Origin of the sequence: Azotobacter chroococcum, assembly GCF_002220155.1 — a bacterium.
In the GTDB taxonomy this organism is placed as follows: Bacteria; Pseudomonadota; Gammaproteobacteria; order Pseudomonadales; family Pseudomonadaceae; genus Azotobacter; species Azotobacter chroococcum.
In genome coordinates this window covers 4,425,647-4,446,766 of record NZ_CP011835.1, presented here as the reverse complement: position 1 = coordinate 4,446,766, position 21,120 = coordinate 4,425,647, and the positions used below count along the sequence as shown (strand labels likewise).

Here is a 21,120-nt window from a genome sequence, read left to right as displayed (position 1 = left end):
TAAGGAGTAGAGCCGGCAACCCCGAGGCAAAAGAAAAACACTCCAGGGCTGACGTTTTGTCGAACAGACTTATACCCAGCCGCCATCGACGACGAAGTTCTGCGCGGTACACATGGCCGCCGCGTCGGACGCGAGAAAAAGCGCCATGCTGGCGATGTGCGCCGGCTCCAGGCTGCCCGGCAGGCACTGGCTGCGCTTGATCAGCTCCCTGGCCGCGTCGTCGACCCAGAGGGCGAGCTGCTTGTCGGTCATCACCCAGCCCGGAACCAGGGTATTGACCCTGATACGGTGGGGGCCCAGCTCGCGCGCCAGGGTCTTGGTCAGGCCGTGGGTGGCCGCCTTGCTGGCCGCGTAGACCGGATAGCCGCTGGAGCCCATCATCCAGCCGATGGAGCCGAAGTTGACGATCGAGCCGCCGCCGGCTTCCTTCATCATCGGCGCCACCGCCTGGATGGCGAAGAAGGCATGCTTGAGGTTCACGGCGATTAACTGGTCGAACCTGTCGGAACCGACCTCTTCCAGGGTGTGGCGGGTGTCGCTGGCGGCATTGTTGATCAGGACGGTGATCGGCCCCAGTGCCTTGGCGAGGCTCTCGATGGCCTCCCGATAGGCGCTTTCCCGGGTGATGTCGCAGCAGCGAAAACCGACCTCGTGTCCCTCGGCAAGCAGCTCGGCTTCCAGCTTTTCGCCGGCCTCCCGGGCGATGTCGACGAAGGCGACCCGGGCGCCTTGCCTGGCGAAGGCGCGGACCATGGCCTCGCCGATTCCCGATCCGCCGCCCGAAACCAGTACGGTCTTGCCCTTGAGGTCCGGATAGACGGGATGCAGGTCCATTTTATTGCTCGATACCATATCAACCTCTCAATGTGTCTCTTGTTGTTCACGGCCATCGCATGGCTTGGCCGGCTCGCCGATCTGCAAGGTTTTATGTTGATTTCCTGCAAATCGGCTGGCCGGTTGCTTTCAGGCGATTGATTCAGTTGTCGCTATTTCGAGAGCAGCGCCGGGGACAGCGCCGGGGCGTCGATCACGGCAGGGCCGTCCTCGCGGGTGTCCGGCGAGTAGGCACTTTTATGCCTGCCCCGGTCGAGGCTGAAGATCGAAACGACGGTGAACAGCAGGGCCAGGCTGCCCAGGAGCAGATACCCTTCCCGGAAGCCGAAAGCCCCATACATATAGCCGGCCAGGGGGGAAATCAGGCTGACGCCAAGTCCCTTGGCGAAGATGAAGCCCATCATGTAGATGGTCGCGGACAGTCGGGTATCGAAGACGTCTTCGATGTACTTGAACATGCCGACATAGATCAAGGGCACTTCCAGGGCATGCAGCATCTTCAAGGCAACCACTTCGGCAGGACTCGACGCGAAGGCGGAACCGATGATGCGCATCGCCATCACGACTCCGGCAACGATCAAGGCATTCTTTCCGCCGATACGGGTCAACACCCAGGGAATGAAGAACATCATGAGGGCGACCCCGCCTTCGGTCAGCGTGGTCACGAAGCCGAACACCTGGGTGCCCTGCTGCGGGGAGGCGAAGAAGCCGCGGAAGAAGTTGGCGAATTGCTGGTCGAACACGTCGTAGAGACAGGCGACGCCCACGACATACAGCACCAGGGACCAGAAGCGTCGATCGGACACCAGATTTTTGACCGTCGCATAGGAAATGGGCGCCGACTTTTCCTGCAGGTCATCGGTCTGGGCAACGGTCGAACCCGGCTGGACTCTCCAGAGCAGCAGGGCCAGCACCAGGGCGCAGCCCGAGCCGATCCAGAAAATCAATTCGGGATCGCTACTGATGAGCATTCCCGAGATGGCCGCGGAACTTCCATAGCCGATGGCGCCGAACATGCGCACCCGGCCATAGGTGATATCACTGGCCCGGCAGGCTTTCTCGAGATAGGCCTCCAGTGTCCCGCCGCCGGCGGCGAAGACAATGCCCAAGTAAAGCCCGCCGGCCAGAGCGCCCACTACCAGGTTTTCCATCAGCAGGGGCATGAACACCCACTTCATGTAGGGGGCCAGCAGGACCAGCAGGGTGACGATGCACCAGAGAAGGTGCTTGCGGTTGTCCAGGCGATCGGTCAGCACGCCGAACAGCGGCTGAAGCAGCATGGCGATGATCGCCTGGCAGCCGAACAGCAGACCGATGGCGCCGGCATCCAGCTTGGCCGCATCGCCCAGCCAGATGACGAGGAAGGGGACCGTTCCACCGGCAATGAAGTAATAGAGGAAGAAGATCGTGCCGTATTTGAAATAGGGAAGGGCACGACCCGCTGCAGCATCGAGCATCAAGTTCATTTGGTATACCCCGGCTCATTGTTTTTATCGGGAAATTTTTCATTCTGACTTGACTGGCCGTGAGGCTTCGTCCGACCGGCAGCGCCTGTGCTTTTTCAGGGCACCACGCGAGCGCGAAGGCCTGACGGCAGTCAAGTCCGTTCTATGTCTCGTTGAAAAGCCACCCTCGAGACAGGGTTTTCGCTCAGCCAGGAGGGCGGTCAGCGCAGGTGCGGCAGCCAGCCCTGGTGGGCCTCGATCAGCTCGTCGACCAGGGTGTCGATCTCGTCGAGGCTGAGTTCGGCAGCGGTGTGCGGGTCGAGCATCGCCGCCTGCTTGACGTGCTCGCGACGGCCGCTGGCCAGCGCCTCCACGGTCAGGGTCTGCACGTTGATGTTGGTCTGCATCAGGGCGGCAAGGCCGACCGGCAGGTCGCCGATGCGGGTCGGCTGGATGCCGTTGTGGTCGACCACGCAGGGCACCTCGACGCAGGCGCCTTCCGGCAGGTTGGCGATCAGCCCGGTATTCATGACGTTGCCGTTGATCAGGGTCGGCTTGCCGGTCAGTTCGGCCTCGATGATCTGCGAGGCGTATTCGTGGCTGCGGCAGATCTTGAGGCCTTCGCCGGCCAGCAGGGCTTGCTCCTGTTGTCCCCATTCACCGATCTGTTTCTCGCAGCGGCGGATGTATTCGTCGAGCGGGATGTTGAACTGCTCGATCAGGTCGGGGCGATGGCGCTTGATGAACCAGGGCACGTATTCGGCGAAGTGCTCGGAAGACTCGGTGACGAAATGGCCGAAGTGCTTGAACACTTCATAGCGGACCCGGTTCCAGTCGGGCACTTTGCCGGTGTCGAGCACCGAGCGGATGCGCGGGTACAGGTCCTCGGTGCGGCCGTCCGGCAGCAGGCGCTCGAAGGACAGGTAGAAGGCCATGTGGTTGATGCCCGCGCAGCGGTAGCGGATCTCGTCGATCGGCACGCCGATGTCCTCGGCCAGCTCCTTGGCGGTGCCCTGCACGGAATGGCAGAGCCCGACGGTGCGAACTTCCGGGGCGAAACGATTCAGCGCCAGGCAGTTGATGGCCATCGGATTGACGTACTGCAGCATCAGCGCATTCGGGCAGAGTTCGCGCATGTCCTTGGCGATGTCCACCAGCACGGGCGCGGTGCGCAGGCCGCGCATGATGCCGCCGATGCCCAGGGTGTCGCCGATGGTCTGGCGTAGGCCATGGCGCTTCGGCACCTCGAAGTCGGTCACGGTGCCGGGCTTGTAGCCGGCCACCTGGATCATGGTGATCACGTAGTCGGCGCCGTCCAGAGCGCGGCGTCGGTCGGTGGTGGCTTCGAAGGTGGGCGAGGCGCCGACCGCCTCGGCGATCTTGCCGGCGACCAGCTGCGAGGTTTCCAGCCGATGCGGGTCGATGTCCATCAAGGCGATATGGGCATTGCGCAGCTTCTCGACCTGCAACAGATCGCCCAGCAGGTTCTTCATGAATACCGTCGAACCGGCACCGATCAGGGCGATCTTGGTGGCTTTGAGAGTCATCTGCTTCTCCTCTTGTTTTACTTGTAATAAGCACTATCGGTTCAGGGCAAGGACGCTTGGCAAGAACCGCTGGAATTCCATGGTAGGAGTCGGTTCACCCCCCGAATAGAAGAGATTCATGCCATGACGGGTAATTCTGTGCTCTGCATTGTTCGGACAGGAAAGTCCTGAATATCCCATTATATGGGATTTGGTTTCATATGTTGAAACAGGCGGGAATCCGGTTTAGTGTCTTTCCACAGCGGGTGCGACGCCGGCGGCGTCATCGTCGCGGTGCTCAAGTCCCCGCGGGGCCACCGCCGCGGTGCCGAGCGGCGACAGGACACCGTGCCGGTGCCCTCACGAACCGATCATGGCTGCTCGCCGGGCCTTGTTCATGGGGCTTGGTGGTGTTTGCAGAAGCCAGGATCCACGCCATTCAGGAAGGCGCCAACAGCAACCACCCAATCGCTTCCTGCCCTTCTCGCGGGTGGGCAATTCTTCGGCCAAACAGTCGACAAAAATGACAGGACAGCCTTATGACCCAAGCACCTATCACTCCTCCATTCATTCCGGAAATCGAATTGGCCGGTCAGGGGGGCAGCCATCCTGAAGCAGTGATCCGGCTGGATGGTACGAACTCCACTTTATTGCTGATCCGTCGCCGGGAAGGGTTGCCGGAAATCGCGTATTGGGGGCGGCGCCTGCCGCAGGAAATCTCGGAGGCCGAGATCTTCGCCGTGCGTGCCCCGGACAGCCCCAATAACGGGCCGGACCAGTGGCGCCCGTTGATCACGCTGCTCGATACGATCGGCTGCTGGAATTTCGATATGCCCGGCCTGATCGCAGCGCGTCCCGATGGAAGTGGCTGGACTGCGAATTTCGAGACCGAACAGGTGGCACGCGAGGGCCAGCGGCTTGTGGTACGGGGGAAAGACACCGTATCCGGGCTTGCGCTAGTGCTGAATCTGGAACTCGGCCCGGATGACGTGCTGACCAGCCAGGCGCGGCTGAGCAATACCGGCACGCAGACCCTGCGGGTCGAGCGGCTTGTCTCGGGCACCTATCTGCTGCCCGAGTCGGTCGATACCGCGCATGTGCTGTCCGGCGAGTGGGGGAATGAATTCGGCATCGAGCCGATGAACCTGACCCGTGGCGGGATCGTGGTGGAGAGCCGCCGCAACCGCACGCACGACCACTTCCCCGGCATGCTGCTCTCGCCGGCCAACACCTCGGAGAACGAGGGCGAAGCCTGGGCCGTACAGCTTGGCTGGAGCGGCGGTCATCGTCTCTGCGTGGAGCGGATGGAGGACGGACGCGTCCGTTTGTCGTGCGGCGAATATCTTTATTCGGGCGAGGGAGATCTCGCGCCTGGAGCCGAGCTGGTCACACCGGTTGCCTATGCCGCCTATTCGTCCGCCGGGTTTTCCGGATGCGCCCGGGCCTTCCAGGCCCATGCGCGTCGCCACGTCCTGCACTGGCAGGGTGGCAAGATGAAACCGCGCCCGGTCCTCCTGAACTCTTGGGAAGGGAGCGGGTTCGACCTGCATGAGGATCAGCTGATGCGCCAGGTGGACGCGGCGGCCGCACTCGGCATCGAACGGTTCGTGCTGGATGACGGCTGGTTCGGGGCACGACGCGATTGCGATGCCGGGCTTGGCGACTGGTTCTCGGCCGCTTCGGTCTTTCCGAATGGCCTGCGTCCCCTGGCCGACAGGATTCACGGGCACGGCATGGAGTTCGGGCTCTGGTACGAGCCGGAGATGGTCAATCCGGACAGCGACCTGTATCGCGCGCATCCGGACTGGGTGCTGCAGACGCGCGGCTATCCTCTGTGGACGTCCCGCAACCAGCTGGTGCTGGACATTTCGCGGCCCGAGGTCTCGGATTACCTGTTCGAGGCGATCTCCGAGCAGGTCGCCAGCGTGCGGATCGATTACATCAAGTGGGATTTCAATCGCGATCTGGTCGAGGCATCCGATGCACAAGGTCGCGCGGCCTACCGCCGCCAGGTCCTGGCGCTCTATGCACTGTGGGAGCGGCTGCACAAGGCGCATCCCGAGCTGGAGATCGAAAGCTGCGCATCCGGCGGCGGCCGGGCCGACTGGGGCGCGCTGGCACATACGCAACGCGTCTGGACTTCGGACGATACCGATGCGCTGGAGCGTCTGGCGATCCAGGGCGCGGCATGGCATTTCCTGCCGCCGGAGGTGACGGGCTGCCATATCTCGGAGGTTCCGAACGGGATCACCGGTCGCACGACGACGCTGGATTTCCGGGCTTGCGTGGCAATTTTCGGGCATCTGGGGCTGGAGCTGGATCCGACGCACCTGTCCGCCGAGGAGTGCACGCGGCTCAAGGCGTGGATCGCGCTCCACAAGCGGCTGCGCGGCCTGCTTCATCACGGGCAGGCACAGTTCTGCGCGGCGGACCCGGCACGGGTCGTGCGAGGGGTCGTCTCCGACGATGCACGGTCGGGGGTCTTCCTGGTGGCCCAGCGCGACTGGGTTTCCGCCCGCAGACCTTCGCCCATCAGGCTGAGCGGGCTCGACCCCGCGAAAACCTATCGCATCACCCTCCCTGAGCCGCAAAACTTGCCAGCAGGGTACCGGCCGTCCGAGGCGCAAAAGGCGGTATTTTCCGGAAAAGTCCCGGTCAGCGGAGCGACGTTGATGGATGTCGGGATTTTCCCGCCTTTCATGCCGCCATTGTCCGCCATGGTCATGGAATTGCAGGCTGTGTAAGGCTCCGGCCTCTGGCCGGAACATAGGGGCGCAGCCGACAGCGGCTCTGATCGGTTGCGCCCCCTATGCTCCGGGATTCGGTCCGGTTGCCGGGAGGCACCGGATACCCTTTGCTGGAACTGGTTCATCCTGGACGTTCCTGGGTACCGGCAAGCTTGCCGTGGCCACGCCAGTGTTGCTTCTCGCGAACGTTATCAACGGAAACGAAGGGTTCTGGAGTTACCTCAACAGACCCTGATAGAGGCGCATCTCGACAAGTCGAATAAAAAGAGATTCATGCCATGACGGGTAATTCTGTGCTCTGCGATATGCAGGCGAGGGGGCCGGCCATGAAGGTCATATCCCTGCCACGCGGCAGGCATCAGTTGCACACCATGCCGACCAATGCCGGCTATGACCGGGTACAGGACTGCACCTACTGCTGGGATGGTCGTCGACGTGGCAGCACGCCTTTCGCCATCGTGCAGCACACCCTGGCGGGGGAGGGCAACCTGCGCTTCGAGGGACGGCACTACCGGCTACGCGCCGGCGACACCATGCTGGTACTGGTCCCGCACGACCATTGTTACTGGCTGGAGGCGGGGGGGACCTGGGAGTTCTTCTGGATCGCCATGTACGGCAAGGAAGCTCTCCGCCTGCAACGGGCCTTGCTGGACGAACGCGGTCCGGTGTTGCGCCTGAGCGACAAGAGCATCGAATGCCTGGCCGAAAACGTCGATGCCCTGATCCGTTCGCCGGAACTGACCGCCGGCCGGGCATCGGCCCTGGCCTACGAGACGCTCATGGCGCTGCACGACGACCTGCTTGTGCAGGATGTCGCCTTGGATGCGACGCGAACGGGGGTGATCGCCTCCATCCAGAATCACATCCATGCCTGCCTGCGTTGCGAGCCCGATACCCTAGCCCCGCAGGTGGAGGACGACGAACTGGATGTGGCGAGCCTGGCCCAGTTGGCCGGTCTGAGCCGTTCCCATTTTTCCCGGCTGTTCACCCGCACGGTGGGCATGTCGCCGGCGCAATATGTCCTGAATGAACGCATGAAACGTGCGGCCCATCTGCTCGAAGCGACCGACTTGTCGGTCAAGGCCATTGCGCTGTCGGTGGGCATCCACGATCCGAACTACTTTTCGAAGCTGTTCCGCCACGCCTTCTCTCTGTCCCCCAGCGAGTTCCGCCTCAGCGGCCTGTACGTGAACAGCCGGGGCCGCCTCTGAGCCGGGCGCCCCGTCGGCAGTGATCTTGCCCTGTACTCGTGGACACAGGTTTAAGCACTCATCCGGGCCTCGAAGGCTTCCGGACTGATGTATCCCAGCGTGCTATGACGCCGCTGGCGGTTGTAGTCGCTCTCGATGTATTCGAACACGGTTTGACGCATCTGGGCACGCGTACCGAAGCGTTCCCCGTGAGTGCACTCGGCTCCATGCCTCGCCTGCAACTGGTTGGCGCACTCATCCGCAAGGGCCGGGTAGGCTTGCACGATTGCAGAGTAGCCAGCAGCTCGGCCTCCTGCGGCATAGCGCCCCGCCAATCACCCTCGGCTCCTCCTCGTCACCACGGCTCCACCGCCCCGATCCAAGCCGGCTCGACCGGCTCGCCGAGGCGCGGCATCACCAGCTCCTCCGAGGCTTGTGCCAGCAACTGTACCTATCGCGACTTGTGTCGCACTTGAGTAGATATTTGCGGACAGGGCGGAACACTGCCTGACCTTTCGTTTGTCCTTGAGCACCGCTTCTTCACATGATCTTCTATGCCTGAAGCGCGCTTTCGAACTTCGGCCCAAGGAAAGATGAGCGCTTTTTCTTCAGGGGATTGCCAATGAGCCGGCTTGTCTGTGCGGACTTCGACGAGTTCGAAGAAGCGCTGTATGGCGTGCAGGGACGTTATGTATTGCGTTCACGGCAGCAGCGCGACTGGCGGCTGCGGGTCGTAGAACTGAACGGGGTTGCCCTGATGTTCGGCCGGGAGGGTGCCGGGACCGTCTACAGCGGCGTCGGTCTTCCCGGCTTCTTCAATATCTTTCTGCCGCTGAATCGACACGAATGCACCGTAGTGAACGGGCATCGCTTCGATCGCCGCCTGCTGGCCTGGATGGTTCCCGATGCGATGTTCCACATCGATGCCAGCCAACCGGCGACCTGGATGACGGTGGCCATGTCATGCGAACTGGTGCTGCGCTGGGCAAAGGTGCACGAGGACGAGTTCGATCCTTCAATACTGTCGCGCAACCTGGTCAATGTCGCCCAGAGGGATATCGCGCCACTCATCTGGCTCGCACGCCGCCTGTTTCGCATCGATCAGCAGGCGCCGGAGGACTTGCACAACCCTGCCGCCGAGCACGCCGCCCGGACAGAGTTGATGGACCGGGTGTTCCGCACGCTGCTCCCGCTTGCAACGCCAGGCCGGACACCGCGCGCTCGCCTGGATCACCAGCAGATTCTGCGCAAGGCTCTGGAGTTGCTGGCGTCGATCAAGGAGGCCCCGGTCCATATGGAAGACTTGTGCGTCGCGGCCGGCGCATCGGAACGTACGCTGCGCAATGTCTTCAACCGTTATCTCGGGATGAGTCCGCATCGCTACCTGATGATGCACAGGCTGCACACGATACGCGGCGCAATCCTTCAGGCGAGGCCCGGGGACACGATCACCGACATCTGTGCGCAATACGGAGTATGGGATTTCGGCCGCTTCGCCGGCCATTACAGAACCTACTTCGGAGAGCTCCCCTCGCAATCGCTGCATGGCCGGCTGCGGACGGCTGGCACCCTTCCCCTCCATTCCATTATCCGTTGACACCGCGAAGAAGCGTCGCACTGGGGTACTCGCCGAAGAGGGCATAGTACTCCGAGGCCATGCGACCACAATCCGAATAGCCAAAGCGCATGGCTATCGCCATCACAGTGTCGTGCCGGTGATCGGCAACGGCGAGCGCGGCTCGTAGCAGGTGCAAGCGACGCAGCCTCAAGTAGCGGCTAGGTCCCATGCCAAAAGCCTCACTGAAAGCCGAACGCAATGTCCGCTCGCTGACGCCTGTCGCCTTGCACAGGTCAGCCAGTCGCAAGGGTTTGCCTTCCCTGTCTGGAAGCAGCTCGAGCACCTTGCCAATGATCGCTTCCCGCGAGGGGTGGCGTCTGCTCATGCGGGATGGGGTAAGCCTGGTTCGAGGTAACGGAACCTTAGCCTTGGTCATGTCCTTGATCGGGTGGGTTGGTATAGGCCTTCAGGCTGCGCCAAGCCTGCTTGGCGCACTACGTAAAACAGGCAAAGAGAAGAGATGACCGACCAGAGGCATACGGAACGTTTGAACCGCCCGGTGCCCAGCCCAGACCATGACATTCGCTTGCCGATTTTACGTAGCCGCTGGGCAGCAGTCTCCGCAAGAATCCCCCACGGCTCGCTATTCGCTGCATCGTCAATCGGCACTCTGGGGGGTATGGAACAGCCGTTCCCACTCCCGCTCCTCAACGACGCAATGGAGAGAGAAAGATCATGAGTACCATCACCACCCGCGACGGCACGCAGATCTATTACAAGGACTGGGGATCGGGTCCCGTGGTCGTCCTCAGTCATGGCTGGCCACTGAACGCCGATAGCTGGGAATCCCAGATGTTTTTCCTGGCCTCCAACGGCTATCGCGTGATCGCCCACGACCGGCGCGGGCACGGACGCTCGAGTCAACCCTGGAACGGCAACGAGATGGACACCTACGCCGACGACCTGGCGCAACTCCTCGACACCCTGGACGTCGAAGATGCCTCGCTGTTCGGCTTTTCCACCGGCGGCGGCGAAGTGGCCCGCTACATCGGCCGCCATGGAACCCGACGTGTCGCCAGGGCGGGGCTGATTTCCGCCGTGCCGCCGCTGATGGTCAGGAGCGAGGCCAATCCCGGCGGGCTGCCCATTGCGGTATTCGACGAGATGCGTGCCGCCTCTCTTGCCGACCGTTCGCAGCTCTACAAGGCTGTCGCCAGCGGCCCCTTCTTCGGCTACAACCGGCCGGGCGCCAAGCCCTCCCAAGGCGTGATCGATGCGTTCTGGCTGCAGGGTATGATGGCCGGGCACAAGAATGCCTACGACTGCATCAGGGCATTTTCGGAGACCGATTTCACCGAAGATCTAAAGAAGTTCGACATTCCGACTCTGATCCTGCATGGCGACGATGACCAGATCGTGCCGGTGGATGCGGCCGCCCGGGCCGCAGCAAAGCTGGTCAGTCATGCCAGACTGGTGATCTACCCGGGTGCGCCGCACGGCATCACCGATACGCACAAGGAAAAGCTCAACGCCGACATGCTGGCGTTCCTGCAGGGTTGAATATCCCTGCCTTCCATTCGTGCCGATAGCCTTGTCCATCGGCCCCTCAGCAGCAGGAGAAGGTCATGAGTAGCATGAACGCCAGCAGGAAGGCACTGATCGTCGTCGACATCCAGAACGACTATTTCCCCGGCGGCAGATGGACGCTCAGCCATGTCGAGCAGGCCGCCGGCAAAGCGGCGCTGATGATCGATGCCTTCCGGGAAAGCGGAAACCTGGTGGTGCACATACGCCACGAATTCCCCAGCGACGATGCGCCATTCTTCCGGCCCGGGTCCGAAGGTGCGCAGATCCATCCCAGTGTGCTCAACCGCCCGGGCGAGCACGTGGTGCTGAAGCACCATATCAACTCCTTCCGCGAGACCGACCTCAAGGAAGTGCTCGACCGCCATGACATCGATGAAGTGGTGGTGGTCGGCAACATGAGCCATATGTGCGTGGATGGCATTACCCGTGCGGCGGTCGATTTCGGCTACCGGACCACAGTGCTGCATGACGCCTGCGCCACGCTCGACCTGGAGTTCAATGGCGTGAAAGTTCCGGCGGCCCAGGTGCATGCCGCCTTCATGGCTGCACTCGCCTTCGGCTACGCCTCGGTCGTGTCCACCGCCGACTATCTGAAGATATGCGGGACATCGTGTCCGGCGACCTGACCCCAACGGCCATCGGGAGCGCCAAGGACGAACCCAGGGGCTGCTGTCCCTTACCCTACTTGCAGGAGCGCGTAATGACCGCAAGCCTCTACTCCAGAGACGACGCAGCCTTGCTGCTCGTCGACCCCTATAACGACTTTCTCAGCGATGGCGGCAAGCTGAACGGCTTGGCCAAGCCGGTCGCCGATGCCGTGGGTACGCTGGCCAACCTGCGCGCGGTGGTCGACGCCATGCGCCGGGCCGGCATCCGGATTTTCTATGTGCCGCACCACCGGGCCCGGCCCAACGACTTGCAGAGCTGGAAGCATCCGAGCCCCTACCAGCTGAATGCGAGTCATGCACAGGTGTTCGCGGTCGACAGCTGGGGCGGAGAGTGGCATCCGGACTTCCAGCCCCAACCGGGCGATATCGTGGTCCATGAGCACTGGGGCGCAAGCGGCTTCGCCAATACCGACCTCGATTTCCAGCTAAAGCAGCATGGCATCGAGAAGGTTGTGGTGGTTGGGATGCTGGCCAACACCTGTATCGAGTCCACCGGCAAGTTCGCGGCGGAGCTGGGCTATCACGTGACCCTGGTTCGCGACGCCACGGCGGCATTCAGCGCCGAAGCCATGCACGCCGCCCATGAGATCAACGGACCGACCTACGCTCACGCGATTGTCAGCACTTCCGAGCTTCTTGCCGCATTGCACCAGGATTCAGCATCCCGGTTTTAAAAATCATGATCGCAATATAAATGCAGGCGCGCCCCGGTGTGCCGACAATCAGGGAGAGAGTTGCATGCGTTACATGACCTTCGGCCGGAACACCGGCCTGCGCGTTTCCGAGCTGGCGCTGGGCACCGGCAACTTCGGCACGGGCTGGGGCTACGGCACCGAGCGCGACGAGGCGCGGCGGGTGTTCGACGGCTACGTGGAGGCCGGCGGCAACTTCATCGACACCGCCGACATCTACCAGTTCGGCCAGGCGGAGACGCTGCTCGGCGAGTTCATCGCCAGCGACCGCGAGCGCTTCGTCGTCGCCAGCAAGTACGGCCTGGGCGCCTCGCCCGACGCCGGAGTCTCGCGCACCGGCAACGGCCGCAAGAACATGGTGCGCTTGCTGGAGGACAGCCTGAAGCGGCTCGGCACCGACTACCTCGACCTGTACTGGGCGCATACCGCCGACGGCGTGACGCCGCTCGAGGAAATCCTCCGCGCCTTCGACGATCTGCTGCGCGCCGGCAAGATCCTCCACGCCGGCCTGTCCAACTTTCCCGCCTGGCGCATCGCCCGCGCGGACCTGCTGGCCGAGTTGCGCGGCTGGGCGCCGCTGGCCGGCATCCAGTTCGAGTACAGCCTGGCCGAGCGCAGCGCCGAACGCGAACTGCTGCCGATGGCCGAGGCGCTGGGCCTGGGCGCGGCGCTCTGGTCGCCGCTCGGCGGCGGGCTGCTGACCGGCAAGTACCGTGCGGGCACGACGGAAGGCCGCCTGAGCGGCCTCGGCACCCTGGTGCGTACCGAGAACTCGCCGCGCGAGACGGCGATCCTCGATGCCCTGCAGGCGGTGGCCACGGAACTGGAAGCCTCGCCGACCCAGGTGGCCATCGCCTGGCTGCGCGAGCGGGCGGCCCGCTCGAGCACCAGCCTGATCCCCATCCTCGGGCCGCGCACCCGCGAGCAGCTCGACGCGACCCTCGGCGCGCTGCAGCTCGCCCCGAGCGCGGAACAGCTCGCCCGCCTGGAGGCCGCCAGCGCCGTCGCCCCGGGAACGCCCCACGAGCAGATCGCCGGGCAGCTCCCGGCCGTCCTGGGCGGCCACCCGGATTTCCGGATGCCAACCATTCCCGTCGCCTGAGCAACCTGCGCCTCCATCACTTATCGAAACATCCGTCGACCTCGACAAGGAGCAAGCATGGCCATCGACAAGCTGCTGTCCCCCCTCCGCCTCGGCACGCTGACCCTGCCCAACCGCGTCGTCATGGCGCCGCTGACGCGCTCCCGGGCTGCCCAGCCGGGCGACGTGCCGACCGCCCTCAACGCCGAGTACTACGCGCAGCGCGCCGGCGCCGGGCTGATCGTCACCGAGGCGGTGCAGATCTCCCGCCAGGGCCAGGGCTATGCACTGACCCCGGGCATCTACTCGGGCGCGCAGATCGACGGCTGGCGCCGGGTGACCGACGCGGTGCACCGCCAGGGCGGGCACATCGCGCTGCAGCTCTGGCACGTGGGGCGCATCTCCCACGCCTCGCTGCAGCCCGGCGGCGGTCAGCCGGTCGCGCCCTCGGCGATCCGTGCCAACATGCAGACCTTCATCATCCAGGCCGACGGCACGCCCGCCCATCCGCCATGCGACGAGCCGCGCGCCCTGCGCGGCGAGGAACTCCCCGGCATCGTCGCCGACTACGCCCAGGGCGCCCGCAACGCCATCGCCGCCGGCTTCGACCTGGTGGAGATCCATGCCGCCAACGGCTACCTGCTGCACCAGTTCCTCGCCACCGCCACCAACCGGCGCGACGACGCCTACGGCGGCTCCCTGGAGAACCGCGCGCGCCTGGTGCTGGAAGTCGTCGATGCGGTGGTCGCCGCGGTGGGTGCCGAACGGGTCGGCATCCGACTGTCGCCCTGGATGCCCTACAACGACATCGAGGACGCCGAAGCCGGACCGATGGCGCTGTACCTGGCCGAGCAGCTGGGCCGGCGCGGCCTCGCCTACCTGCACCTGCACGAGGCCGAATGGATGGGCGTGCCGGGCTACCCCGAGGGCTTTCGCGAAGCCGTCCGCGCCCGCTTCCCCGGCGCCATCGTGGTCTGCGGCGGCTACACCGCGGCCCGCGCGGAAGCCCTGCTGCAAACCGGGCTGGCCGACGCAGTGGCCTTCGGCAGGCCCTACATCGCCAACCCCGACCTGGTGCAGCGCTTCGCCCAGGGGGCGCCCCTTGCCGAGGCGGATCAGGCGACCTTCTACGGCGGTGGCACCGAAGGCTATACCGATTATCCGGCTTGGGCTGGTTGAACTCGGTTACCTGTGAATGCTCCCCTCATCATGCTGCGCACTGATGAGAGGCTTCCCGCTCTCGCAGCCAGAGCGTTGAGAGCGTGACCGGCATTCCCGGTTTGCCAAGGGAGCTTCTGTCCTCCGGCAACTGCCCATCCTTACGGCGAGCCAGCTTGAGTTTCCAGGCCCAATAGTGGACCGCGATGTTGTAGCTGGCGTTGAGGTCACAGTTGTACCGCTTACCACTGGCGAACGTTGCCAGAATGGCGGCCTGGAACAGAAAGGACCCGGCGGGCGAGGACGGAAGGTTTCCGGCCATACGACCATTAAGCGTTGATGCGTTGGTGGAGTATGCCTCAACACCCATCATCATGCTGCCCAGCGTCATCGATCCATCGCGATCACGACCTTGCCCTGGCTGATCGCCCAGACGGCTGGTGAGCCGTCTGGATTGTTGTCCGTGCTGCGGACGGAAAAATAGCGAACAAATGAACGTTCAATTTGATGACACGTAAGAAAGTTCGCTGCCAAGAACCCTATTTCCACCAGTACTCGACTTGCACGCCGAAGTTGCTGCCGTGGCGGTCGGTACCGAAGGCACCGGTCTCGGACAGCGCGGAATCGGGGTTCATCTCGGTGGCCGCGCGCTGTGCCGCCTCGTTCCAGGTGGCGTAGGTGTAGTAGATGCGAAATTCCGGCCTCGCCCAGAAGCCCGGGCCGCCCGGCGACCAGGTCGGCGCGATGCTGAACTTGGTCAGCTTGCGGGTGCCGTCGGTCGCCTTGATCTGGTCGTGGCCAACCTCGGCGCTCAGCTTGAACGTCTCGGTGAAGGCGTAGACCGGCCGCACGCCGAACGACAGCCAGCGCGAGTTGTCGCCGTCGGGTCGGACGTCCTTCTGGTAGACCAGCTGGAACTGGCCGCCGAAGCGCTCCGTGGTCTGCCAGTCGAAGTACTCGACCATGCGCCAGCTCTTGTTCTCCTTGTCCAGGTTGGAATCTCCGGTGTAGCCCAGGCCCGTGCCCGGCCCCTCGCCGTATTGCAGGGCGAAGGTGTTGTAGTTGCCGCCGAGAAAGCCTTCCTGCTTGTGCTGCACGGCCACCGACCAGCCGCTGTGTTTGTCGCTACCGCCTGCCTCCTGCAGATAACTGACCCCCAACTGCACCTCGCCACCCGGGTTGGTCTTGAAGCCGTCAACGTTGAAATCGTGACGGGTAACGTAGGGGTCTTGGTTCTGGTTGTCCTTGCGCGAGAAGACGTAGCTGTAGCGCAGGTCGCCGATCGGCACTTCGTCGAAACCGAAACCGGTGGCGCTCTGGTTCCAGTAGTAGAGGTCGGTCATGTGGATATCGTTCCGCTTGTAGTAGCGGCGCCCGACCCAGAAGTTGCCGCCGTTGAGCACCGCGGCATTCTTCCATTCGACGAACATCTGCTGGATCCGCGAGAAGCCACCGCCATGCTCGTTGGAGTCCTTGAACTTCGGCTTGTGCCCGATGGGGTTGTAGAAGCCGCCCATGACCATGCCGGAGAGCGTCGATCCATCGGCCAGGGCGATATCGTGGTCCCAGGCAAGCTCGCTCCACTGTTCGCACTCGTTGCCGAGCCGGTATTTCGTGGGCGCGCCGGGCAACTGAAAGCAGGATTGCGTACCGCCTTTGCTGTTGCCGCCAATCCCGAGGCGGTAATAGCCGCTGAAATTGACCGCCTGAGCCGTCATGGGCAACACAAAAAGGGCGCACAAGGGGAAAAGTGCCTTTTTCACGGTAATTCTTTTCATATCCGCTCCGATTCTTGTTGTTTTCTGGTCGGTAAAGCCCTGTACCCAGGGCTGTCGTCGATTACCGCCAGGAATTTGCACTCGTCCAGACAGCGCTGTCTTCGCGGCTGTCATGGCACGCACAGGCTCCAGCAGGGCTATCCGGTCGTGGGAAATGAAGGGCTTTTACCCTCGCTCGCGCGTCTTCACCGGTGGTCAGAAGCCAGGCGTGGGCAAGGGGCAGCGTGCCGGCGTGGAGGAACGCATCCGCACGGCGTCGCTCGGGCGGGCGCAGATAACCAGGGCACGGACAAGGGAGGAGAAGCGAGAGAATTCCGAAGACAAGGATGGGCAATACAGCATGTCAGTGAACCTTCTTATATTTATTCGAAGCCCTGAGGGGGTATTCCTCAGGCTTGTTTCAAGGTAGAGCCGGACCCGCTCGGTCGACCGACGGGGCTCAGCGGCTGCAGCAGCGGCGCTTCAGGAGCGACTCCGCGCTATAGGCGCCTTGCCCTGCAGCGCTTCCTCGATGCGCAGCAGCGGGTTGTACTGGCCGACCCGGTCCGAGTGGCACAGCGAGCCGGTCTTGATCTGCCCGGCCAGGGTGACCACCGCCTCCTGGCTGGGCGTGTTGCGTTGCATCGAATGTCCCTCCCTCACTGGACGATGTCGCCGACGCGCACGATGCGCAGGGTGTTGGTGCCGCCCTGGGCACCGGCATCACCCTTGGTGATCAGCACCAGGTCGCCCTCGAACACCAGGTTGCGCTGCATCAGCTCCTTCACCGCCCGGGCGTTCAGCTCGGCCTCGGCGATCCGGTCGGTCTCGAAGGGCACCGGGTTCACGCCGCGGAACAGCGCCACGCGGCTCTGCGTGCGCGGATGGCGGGAGAAGGCGTAGATCGGCAGGTGCGAGCGGATCCGCGACATCAGCCGCGGGGTGTCGCCGCTCTCGGTCAGGCAGATGATCGCCTTGACCCCTTCCAGGTGGTTGGCCGCGTACATGGCCGACAGGGCGATGGTCTCGTCGATCTTGTGGAACACCTGGTCCATGCGGTGCTTGGAACGATGCGCCAGCGGGTGCTTCTCGGCACCGAGGATCACCCGGCTCATGGCTTCCACGGTCTCCACCGGGTAGGAACCGGCGGCAGTCTCGGCCGAGAGCATCACCGCGTCGGTGCCGTCGAGCACCGCGTTGGCCACGTCGAACACCTCGGCGCGGGTCGGCAGCGACTGGGTGATCATGGTCTCCATCATCTGCGTGGCGGTGATCACCGCGCGATTCAGCACCCGCGCCCGCTCGATGATGCGCTTCTGCACGCCGACCAGCTCGGCGTCGCCGATCTCCACGCCCAGGTCGCCGCGGGCGACCATCACCGCCTCGGAGGCGAGGATGATGCCGTCGAGCACCTGCGCATCGGCCACCGCCTCGGCGCGCTCGATCTTCGCCACCAGCCCGGCGTTGCCGCCGGCTTCCTGCATCAGGCGGCGGGCGTGCTGCATGTCGGCGGCATCGCGCGGGAAGGACACCGCCAGGTAGTCGACCTGCATGTTCGCGGCGGTCTTGATGTCCTCGCAGTCCTTCTCGGTCAGCGCCGAGGCGGACAGGCCGCCGCCCTGGCGGTTGATGCCCTTGTTGTTGGACAGCGGGCCGGCGACCAGCACCTCGCAGACCAGCTGGGTGGCCTCGACCTTGAGGGTCTTGAGCACCACGCGCCCGTCGTCGAGCAGCAGGATGTCGCCGGGCTTGCTGTCGGTGATCAGCGCCTCGTAGTCGATGCCGATGCGGCTGGCGTCGCCGGCGTTCTTGTCCAGGGCGGCGTCGAGGATGAACTGCTGGCCCTTCTGCAGCATCACCTTGCCTTCGGCGAAGCGCGAGATGCGGATCTTCGGTCCCTGCAGGTCGGCGAGGATGGCGACGAAGCGCCCGTGTTTGGCGGCCATCTCGCGCACCAGCGCGGCGCGGGCCATGTGCTCCTCGGCCTTGCCGTGGGAGAAGTTCAAGCGCACCACGTCGACCCCGGCCTTGATCAGGCCTTCGAGGACTTCGGGGGTTTCGGTGGCTGGGCCGAGGGTGGCGACGATTTTTGTTCTACGCAGCATGGCTCTCATTCCTCTGGGGAAATAGTTGTTTTGTAAAAGCTCAAGTGGATGCCAACCACTTTCCCTTGTTGATCGCGGCCAGTCTGAGGAACAGCGCCTGGGCGCCTGAGGGAGCGTTGTCATGTCCTGGCATGAAAGCCTCGGGTGGATAAAACCTTAAACCAGGCATCATCATGTTTCAATATATGAGATAAAATCCCATATTATGGGATTTTGCATTCAGTTTGGCTCGGCGGCTGACTATCCATTAGCGTTTCTTTCAGTTTTCCCAAAATATGGGATATATTCTCACATATTGAAATGATCAAAGATCCGGTTTAGTGTTTTCCCCATCAGGAGGCTTTCCATGCCCGAACACGACAACAGCATTCCCCCGGGCGCCCAGGCGCTGTTCCGCGGCCTGGCCGTGATCGACGCGGTGGCCCAGGGCGATACCAGTCTGCCGGCGATCGGCGCGCGGATCGGCTGCACCCGCAGCACCACGCACCGTCTGGCCGCGGCGCTGGTGCAGGCCGGCTATCTGCGCAGCACCCCGAACGGCTACCTGCTCGGCGCGCGGCTGATCGAGCTGGGCTTCAAGGCCCGCGAGCAGCTGCCCCTGGTCAAGCTCGCCCAGCCCCATCTGGAGCGTCTGTCGCAGCTGACTCAGGACACCATCCACCTCGGCGTGCGCGAGGGCGGCGACGTGCTCTACATCGAGAAGTTGCCCGGTACCCGAGGCCTGGAAATGCGCTCGCGGGTCGGCCTGCGCATGCCGCTGGCCCTCACCGGGGTCGGCAAGGCGCTGATGCTCGACCTGGACGAGGCCGCGTGGCACGAGCTGTACGAGGAAGGCCTGGCGCGCCGCGCCGGCCAGCCGGGGCTGCGCGAGCAGTTCACGCCCTGGGACGAGTACCGCGTACAGATGCGCGAGTACGCCGCCGCCGGCAGCAGCTTCGACCTCGAGGAAAACGAACTGGGCGTGCGCTGCGTGGCGGCGCCGATCCGCGATGCCGGCGGCGCCATCGTCGCCGCGCTCAGCGTGACCGGTGCCATTCCCTTCATGCCGGAGGCGCGCCTGCGCGACCTGCGACCCGAGGCGATCGCCTGCGCCCGGGCCATCTCCCACGAACTGGGTTGGAACCAACCATGAGCGACTCCGAAATTCCGCGTCTGATCGGCCTCGACTGGGGCACCTCCTCGCTGCGCGCCTACCTGCTGGGCGAGGGCGGCCGCGTGCTGGACCGCCGCGCCGAGCCCTGGGGCATCCAGCATGTGCCCGACGGCGACTTCGCCCGCGCCTTCGCCGCCCTGACCGGCGACTGGCGCGCCCGCTGGCCCGGCCTGCCGGCGCTGGCCGCCGGCATGATCGGCAGCGCCCAGGGCTGGCAGGAGGTGCCCTACGTGGAGTGCCCGGCCGATGCCGCGCGACTGGTCGGCGGCCTGCGGCGGATCGACAGCGGCGACGGCGGCAGCCTGCACCTGGTGCCCGGGGTGCTGGACGCCGGCGCGCTGCCGAACGTCCTGCGCGGCGAGGAAACCCAGGTGTTCGGCGCCCTGCAGCTGGCCCCGGAACTGTCAGCCAAGGCCCTGCTGGTGCTGCCGGGCACCCACTCGAAATGGGCGGCCGTCGAAGACAGCGCTATCCGCCATTTCTCCACGTATATGACCGGTGAGCTGTTCGCCGTGCTGCGCGACCACTCGATCCTCGGCCGGCCGGCCCGGGCGCAGGGCAGCCGGCCGGCGCCGGACGCCTTCGCCCGCGGTCTCGAACTGGCCCGCGACGGTGCCGTCGCCGGCCGCCTGTTCAGCGCCCGCAGCCTGGTGCTGACCGGCCGCCTGGCCGCCGAGGAGAGCCTCGACTACCTCTCCGGCCTGCTGATCGGCGAGGAGCTGCGCTGCGCCCTTGCCAGCCTCGACGGCGCCTGCCCGCCGCTGGTGCTGATCGGCGACGGGGCGCTGTGCCGGCGCTACCGCGAGGCCCTGCGGCAGTTCGGCGTGGAGGACGTGCGCCTCCTCGAGGAGGCCGGCAGCGCCGGACTCTGGCGGATCGCCGAGGCCGCCGGCCTGCTCGCCACCCCCGCCATCCCCACCTGGAGTACCGACTATGTTTGACGCCTGCATGCGCCAGCTGCCGCTGGTGGCCATCCTCCGCGGCATCACCCCCGAGGAGATCCTGCCGGTCGGGCAGGCCCTGTACGACGCCGGCTTTCGCCTGATCGAGGTCCCCCTGAACTCGCCGCAACCGCTGGAGAGCATCCGCCGGCTGGCCTCCGCGCTGGGCGAGCGCTGTCTGGTCGGCGCCGGCACTGTGCTCGAGGTGGCCCAGATCGAGGCGGTCGCCGCTGCCGGCGGCCGGCTGATCGTGATGCCGCACAGCGACGCGCGGCTGATCCGTGCGGCCAAGGCCGCCGGGCTGTTCTGCGCCCCCGGCGTGGCCACCCCGACCGAGGGCTTCGCCGCGCGGGAGGCCGGTGCCGACGCGCTCAAGCTGTTCCCCGCCGAGCAGTTCGGCCCGGCGGTGGTCAAGGCCTGGCGCGCGGTGTTCGCCCGCGACATCGCCCTGCTGCCGGTCGGCGGCATCGCCCCGGACAGCCTGCAGCCCTACCTCGACGCCGGCGCCAGCGGTTTCGGCCTGGGCTCGGCGCTGTACCGGCCGGGCCTGGGCGCCGCCGAGGTCGGGCAGCGGGCCGCGGCCTTCGTCGCCGCCTGGCGGCAGACGCAGGCCTGAAGCGATACCCCATACCCGGAATTTCCCGATCCCCCCGGCAGGCCTGGCCTGCCCGCACAACA

At 64.7% G+C, this 21,120-nt stretch carries 18 protein-coding genes and 2 pseudogenes; 11 read left to right on the top strand and 9 right to left on the bottom strand.

Translation table 11 applies throughout. The features are described 5' to 3' along the window. Positions 1-69: 69 nt before the first annotated feature. From ACG10_RS20775 to melA, 3 genes are all read right to left on the bottom strand, one after another. Positions 70-834, bottom strand: a complete 765-nt coding sequence (locus ACG10_RS20775) for an SDR family NAD(P)-dependent oxidoreductase (protein WP_198318984.1) — start codon at positions 832-834, stop codon at positions 70-72. 152 nt (positions 835-986) lie between these two features. After that, positions 987-2,300, bottom strand: coding sequence for an oligosaccharide MFS transporter (locus tag ACG10_RS20770; RefSeq protein WP_039807054.1), 1,314 nt, complete (start codon positions 2,298-2,300; stop codon positions 987-989). Between the two features lie 200 nt (positions 2,301-2,500). Next, complete coding sequence (gene melA, locus ACG10_RS20765) at positions 2,501-3,826, bottom strand: alpha-glucosidase/alpha-galactosidase (RefSeq protein WP_039807052.1); 1,326 nt, start codon at positions 3,824-3,826, stop codon at positions 2,501-2,503. 518 nt (positions 3,827-4,344) lie between these two features. Between melA and ACG10_RS20760 the strand changes: the two genes are divergently transcribed. Both ACG10_RS20760 and ACG10_RS20755 read left to right on the top strand, forming a co-directional pair. Further along, complete coding sequence (locus ACG10_RS20760; protein WP_089169667.1) at positions 4,345-6,549, top strand: alpha-galactosidase; 2,205 nt, start codon at positions 4,345-4,347, stop codon at positions 6,547-6,549. A 329-nt stretch (positions 6,550-6,878) separates the two neighbouring features. Beyond that, positions 6,879-7,763, top strand: a complete 885-nt coding sequence (locus tag ACG10_RS20755; RefSeq protein WP_232487152.1) for a helix-turn-helix transcriptional regulator — start codon at positions 6,879-6,881, stop codon at positions 7,761-7,763. 50 nt (positions 7,764-7,813) lie between these two features. Here the strand turns inward: ACG10_RS20755 and ACG10_RS20750 are convergent. After that, positions 7,814-7,963, bottom strand: a pseudogene (locus tag ACG10_RS20750) (IS3 family transposase); the annotation flags it as partial. A gap of 401 nt (positions 7,964-8,364) precedes the next feature. On the opposite strand from ACG10_RS20750, the gene ACG10_RS20745 reads away from it, so the two are divergent. After that, complete coding sequence (locus ACG10_RS20745; RefSeq protein WP_089169665.1) at positions 8,365-9,339, top strand: helix-turn-helix domain-containing protein; 975 nt, start codon at positions 8,365-8,367, stop codon at positions 9,337-9,339. On the opposite strand, the gene ACG10_RS20740 is transcribed toward ACG10_RS20745, so the two are convergent. Further along, a complete protein-coding gene (locus ACG10_RS20740) occupies positions 9,329-9,685 on the bottom strand; it encodes a helix-turn-helix domain-containing protein (protein WP_157731494.1) in 357 nt (118 codons plus the stop codon). The genes ACG10_RS20745 and ACG10_RS20740 overlap by 11 nt on opposite strands. 350 nt (positions 9,686-10,035) lie before the next feature. Here ACG10_RS20740 and ACG10_RS20735 point away from each other — a divergent pair, with 350 nt between their 5' ends. The 5 genes from ACG10_RS20735 (at position 10,036) to ACG10_RS20715 (ending at position 14,507) form a co-directional block, all read left to right on the top strand. Then, positions 10,036-10,860, top strand: a complete 825-nt coding sequence (locus ACG10_RS20735) for an alpha/beta fold hydrolase (protein WP_039807035.1) — start codon at positions 10,036-10,038, stop codon at positions 10,858-10,860. Between the two features lie 74 nt (positions 10,861-10,934). Further along, positions 10,935-11,513, top strand: coding sequence for a cysteine hydrolase family protein (locus ACG10_RS20730; protein WP_089169663.1), 579 nt, complete (start codon positions 10,935-10,937; stop codon positions 11,511-11,513). A gap of 74 nt (positions 11,514-11,587) precedes the next feature. Then, positions 11,588-12,229 carry an isochorismatase family cysteine hydrolase gene (locus tag ACG10_RS20725; protein WP_089169662.1) on the top strand — a complete coding sequence of 214 codons (642 nt, stop codon included), beginning with the start codon at positions 11,588-11,590 and terminating at the stop codon, positions 12,227-12,229. Between the two features lie 64 nt (positions 12,230-12,293). Continuing rightward, positions 12,294-13,349, top strand: a complete 1,056-nt coding sequence (locus ACG10_RS20720; protein WP_089169661.1) for an aldo/keto reductase — start codon at positions 12,294-12,296, stop codon at positions 13,347-13,349. Between the two features lie 57 nt (positions 13,350-13,406). Continuing rightward, positions 13,407-14,507 carry an alkene reductase gene (locus ACG10_RS20715; protein ID WP_089169660.1) on the top strand — a complete coding sequence of 367 codons (1,101 nt, stop codon included), beginning with the start codon at positions 13,407-13,409 and terminating at the stop codon, positions 14,505-14,507. A 28-nt stretch (positions 14,508-14,535) separates the two neighbouring features. On the opposite strand, the gene ACG10_RS24195 is transcribed toward ACG10_RS20715, so the two are convergent. The 4 genes and pseudogenes from ACG10_RS24195 to pyk all read right to left on the bottom strand — a co-directional run bounded on the left by ACG10_RS24195 (position 14,536) and on the right by pyk (position 18,348). Then, positions 14,536-14,877 (bottom strand): hypothetical protein, encoded by a 342-nt coding sequence (locus tag ACG10_RS24195; RefSeq protein WP_198318983.1) that lies wholly within the window; start codon positions 14,875-14,877, stop codon positions 14,536-14,538. 148 nt (positions 14,878-15,025) lie between these two features. Then, positions 15,026-16,264, bottom strand: coding sequence for a maltoporin (locus tag ACG10_RS20705; protein ID WP_089169659.1), 1,239 nt, complete (start codon positions 16,262-16,264; stop codon positions 15,026-15,028). Between the two features lie 462 nt (positions 16,265-16,726). Next, a pseudogene (locus ACG10_RS20695) lies at positions 16,727-16,861 on the bottom strand (hypothetical protein); the annotation flags it as partial. Between the two features lie 41 nt (positions 16,862-16,902). Continuing rightward, positions 16,903-18,348 carry a pyruvate kinase gene (gene pyk, locus ACG10_RS20690; RefSeq protein WP_089169657.1) on the bottom strand — a complete coding sequence of 482 codons (1,446 nt, stop codon included), beginning with the start codon at positions 18,346-18,348 and terminating at the stop codon, positions 16,903-16,905. 346 nt (positions 18,349-18,694) lie between these two features. Between pyk and ACG10_RS20685 the strand changes: the two genes are divergently transcribed. The 3 genes from ACG10_RS20685 to ACG10_RS20675 are packed head-to-tail and all read left to right on the top strand — an operon-like array spanning position 18,695 to position 21,058. Continuing rightward, positions 18,695-19,480 (top strand): IclR family transcriptional regulator, encoded by a 786-nt coding sequence (locus tag ACG10_RS20685; RefSeq protein WP_089169656.1) that lies wholly within the window; start codon positions 18,695-18,697, stop codon positions 19,478-19,480. Then, a complete protein-coding gene (locus ACG10_RS20680; protein ID WP_089169655.1) occupies positions 19,477-20,442 on the top strand; it encodes a 2-dehydro-3-deoxygalactonokinase in 966 nt (321 codons plus the stop codon). The genes ACG10_RS20685 and ACG10_RS20680 overlap by 4 nt, the downstream gene beginning before the upstream one ends. Further along, positions 20,435-21,058, top strand: a complete 624-nt coding sequence (locus ACG10_RS20675; protein WP_089169654.1) for a 2-dehydro-3-deoxy-6-phosphogalactonate aldolase — start codon at positions 20,435-20,437, stop codon at positions 21,056-21,058. The genes ACG10_RS20680 and ACG10_RS20675 overlap by 8 nt, the downstream gene beginning before the upstream one ends. The last annotated feature ends 62 nt before the right edge of the window (positions 21,059-21,120 follow it).

Coding starts and splice junctions, on each gene's coding strand:
- ACG10_RS20775 (WP_198318984.1), bottom strand. CDS start 834: ATGGACCTGCATCCCGTCTATCCGGACCTCAAGGGCAAGACCGTACTG.
- ACG10_RS20770 (WP_039807054.1), bottom strand. CDS start 2,300: ATGAACTTGATGCTCGATGCTGCAGCGGGTCGTGCCCTTCCCTATTTC.
- melA (WP_039807052.1), bottom strand. CDS start 3,826: ATGACTCTCAAAGCCACCAAGATCGCCCTGATCGGTGCCGGTTCGACG.
- ACG10_RS20760 (WP_089169667.1), top strand. CDS start 4,345: ATGACCCAAGCACCTATCACTCCTCCATTCATTCCGGAAATCGAATTG.
- ACG10_RS20755 (WP_232487152.1), top strand. CDS start 6,879: ATGAAGGTCATATCCCTGCCACGCGGCAGGCATCAGTTGCACACCATG.
- ACG10_RS20745 (WP_089169665.1), top strand. CDS start 8,365: ATGAGCCGGCTTGTCTGTGCGGACTTCGACGAGTTCGAAGAAGCGCTG.
- ACG10_RS20740 (WP_157731494.1), bottom strand. CDS start 9,685: ATGAGCAGACGCCACCCCTCGCGGGAAGCGATCATTGGCAAGGTGCTC.
- ACG10_RS20735 (WP_039807035.1), top strand. CDS start 10,036: ATGAGTACCATCACCACCCGCGACGGCACGCAGATCTATTACAAGGAC.
- ACG10_RS20730 (WP_089169663.1), top strand. CDS start 10,935: ATGAACGCCAGCAGGAAGGCACTGATCGTCGTCGACATCCAGAACGAC.
- ACG10_RS20725 (WP_089169662.1), top strand. CDS start 11,588: ATGACCGCAAGCCTCTACTCCAGAGACGACGCAGCCTTGCTGCTCGTC.
- ACG10_RS20720 (WP_089169661.1), top strand. CDS start 12,294: ATGCGTTACATGACCTTCGGCCGGAACACCGGCCTGCGCGTTTCCGAG.
- ACG10_RS20715 (WP_089169660.1), top strand. CDS start 13,407: ATGGCCATCGACAAGCTGCTGTCCCCCCTCCGCCTCGGCACGCTGACC.
- ACG10_RS24195 (WP_198318983.1), bottom strand. CDS start 14,877: ATGACGCTGGGCAGCATGATGATGGGTGTTGAGGCATACTCCACCAAC.
- ACG10_RS20705 (WP_089169659.1), bottom strand. CDS start 16,264: ATGAAAAGAATTACCGTGAAAAAGGCACTTTTCCCCTTGTGCGCCCTT.
- pyk (WP_089169657.1), bottom strand. CDS start 18,348: ATGCTGCGTAGAACAAAAATCGTCGCCACCCTCGGCCCAGCCACCGAA.
- ACG10_RS20685 (WP_089169656.1), top strand. CDS start 18,695: ATGCCCGAACACGACAACAGCATTCCCCCGGGCGCCCAGGCGCTGTTC.
- ACG10_RS20680 (WP_089169655.1), top strand. CDS start 19,477: ATGAGCGACTCCGAAATTCCGCGTCTGATCGGCCTCGACTGGGGCACC.
- ACG10_RS20675 (WP_089169654.1), top strand. CDS start 20,435: ATGTTTGACGCCTGCATGCGCCAGCTGCCGCTGGTGGCCATCCTCCGC.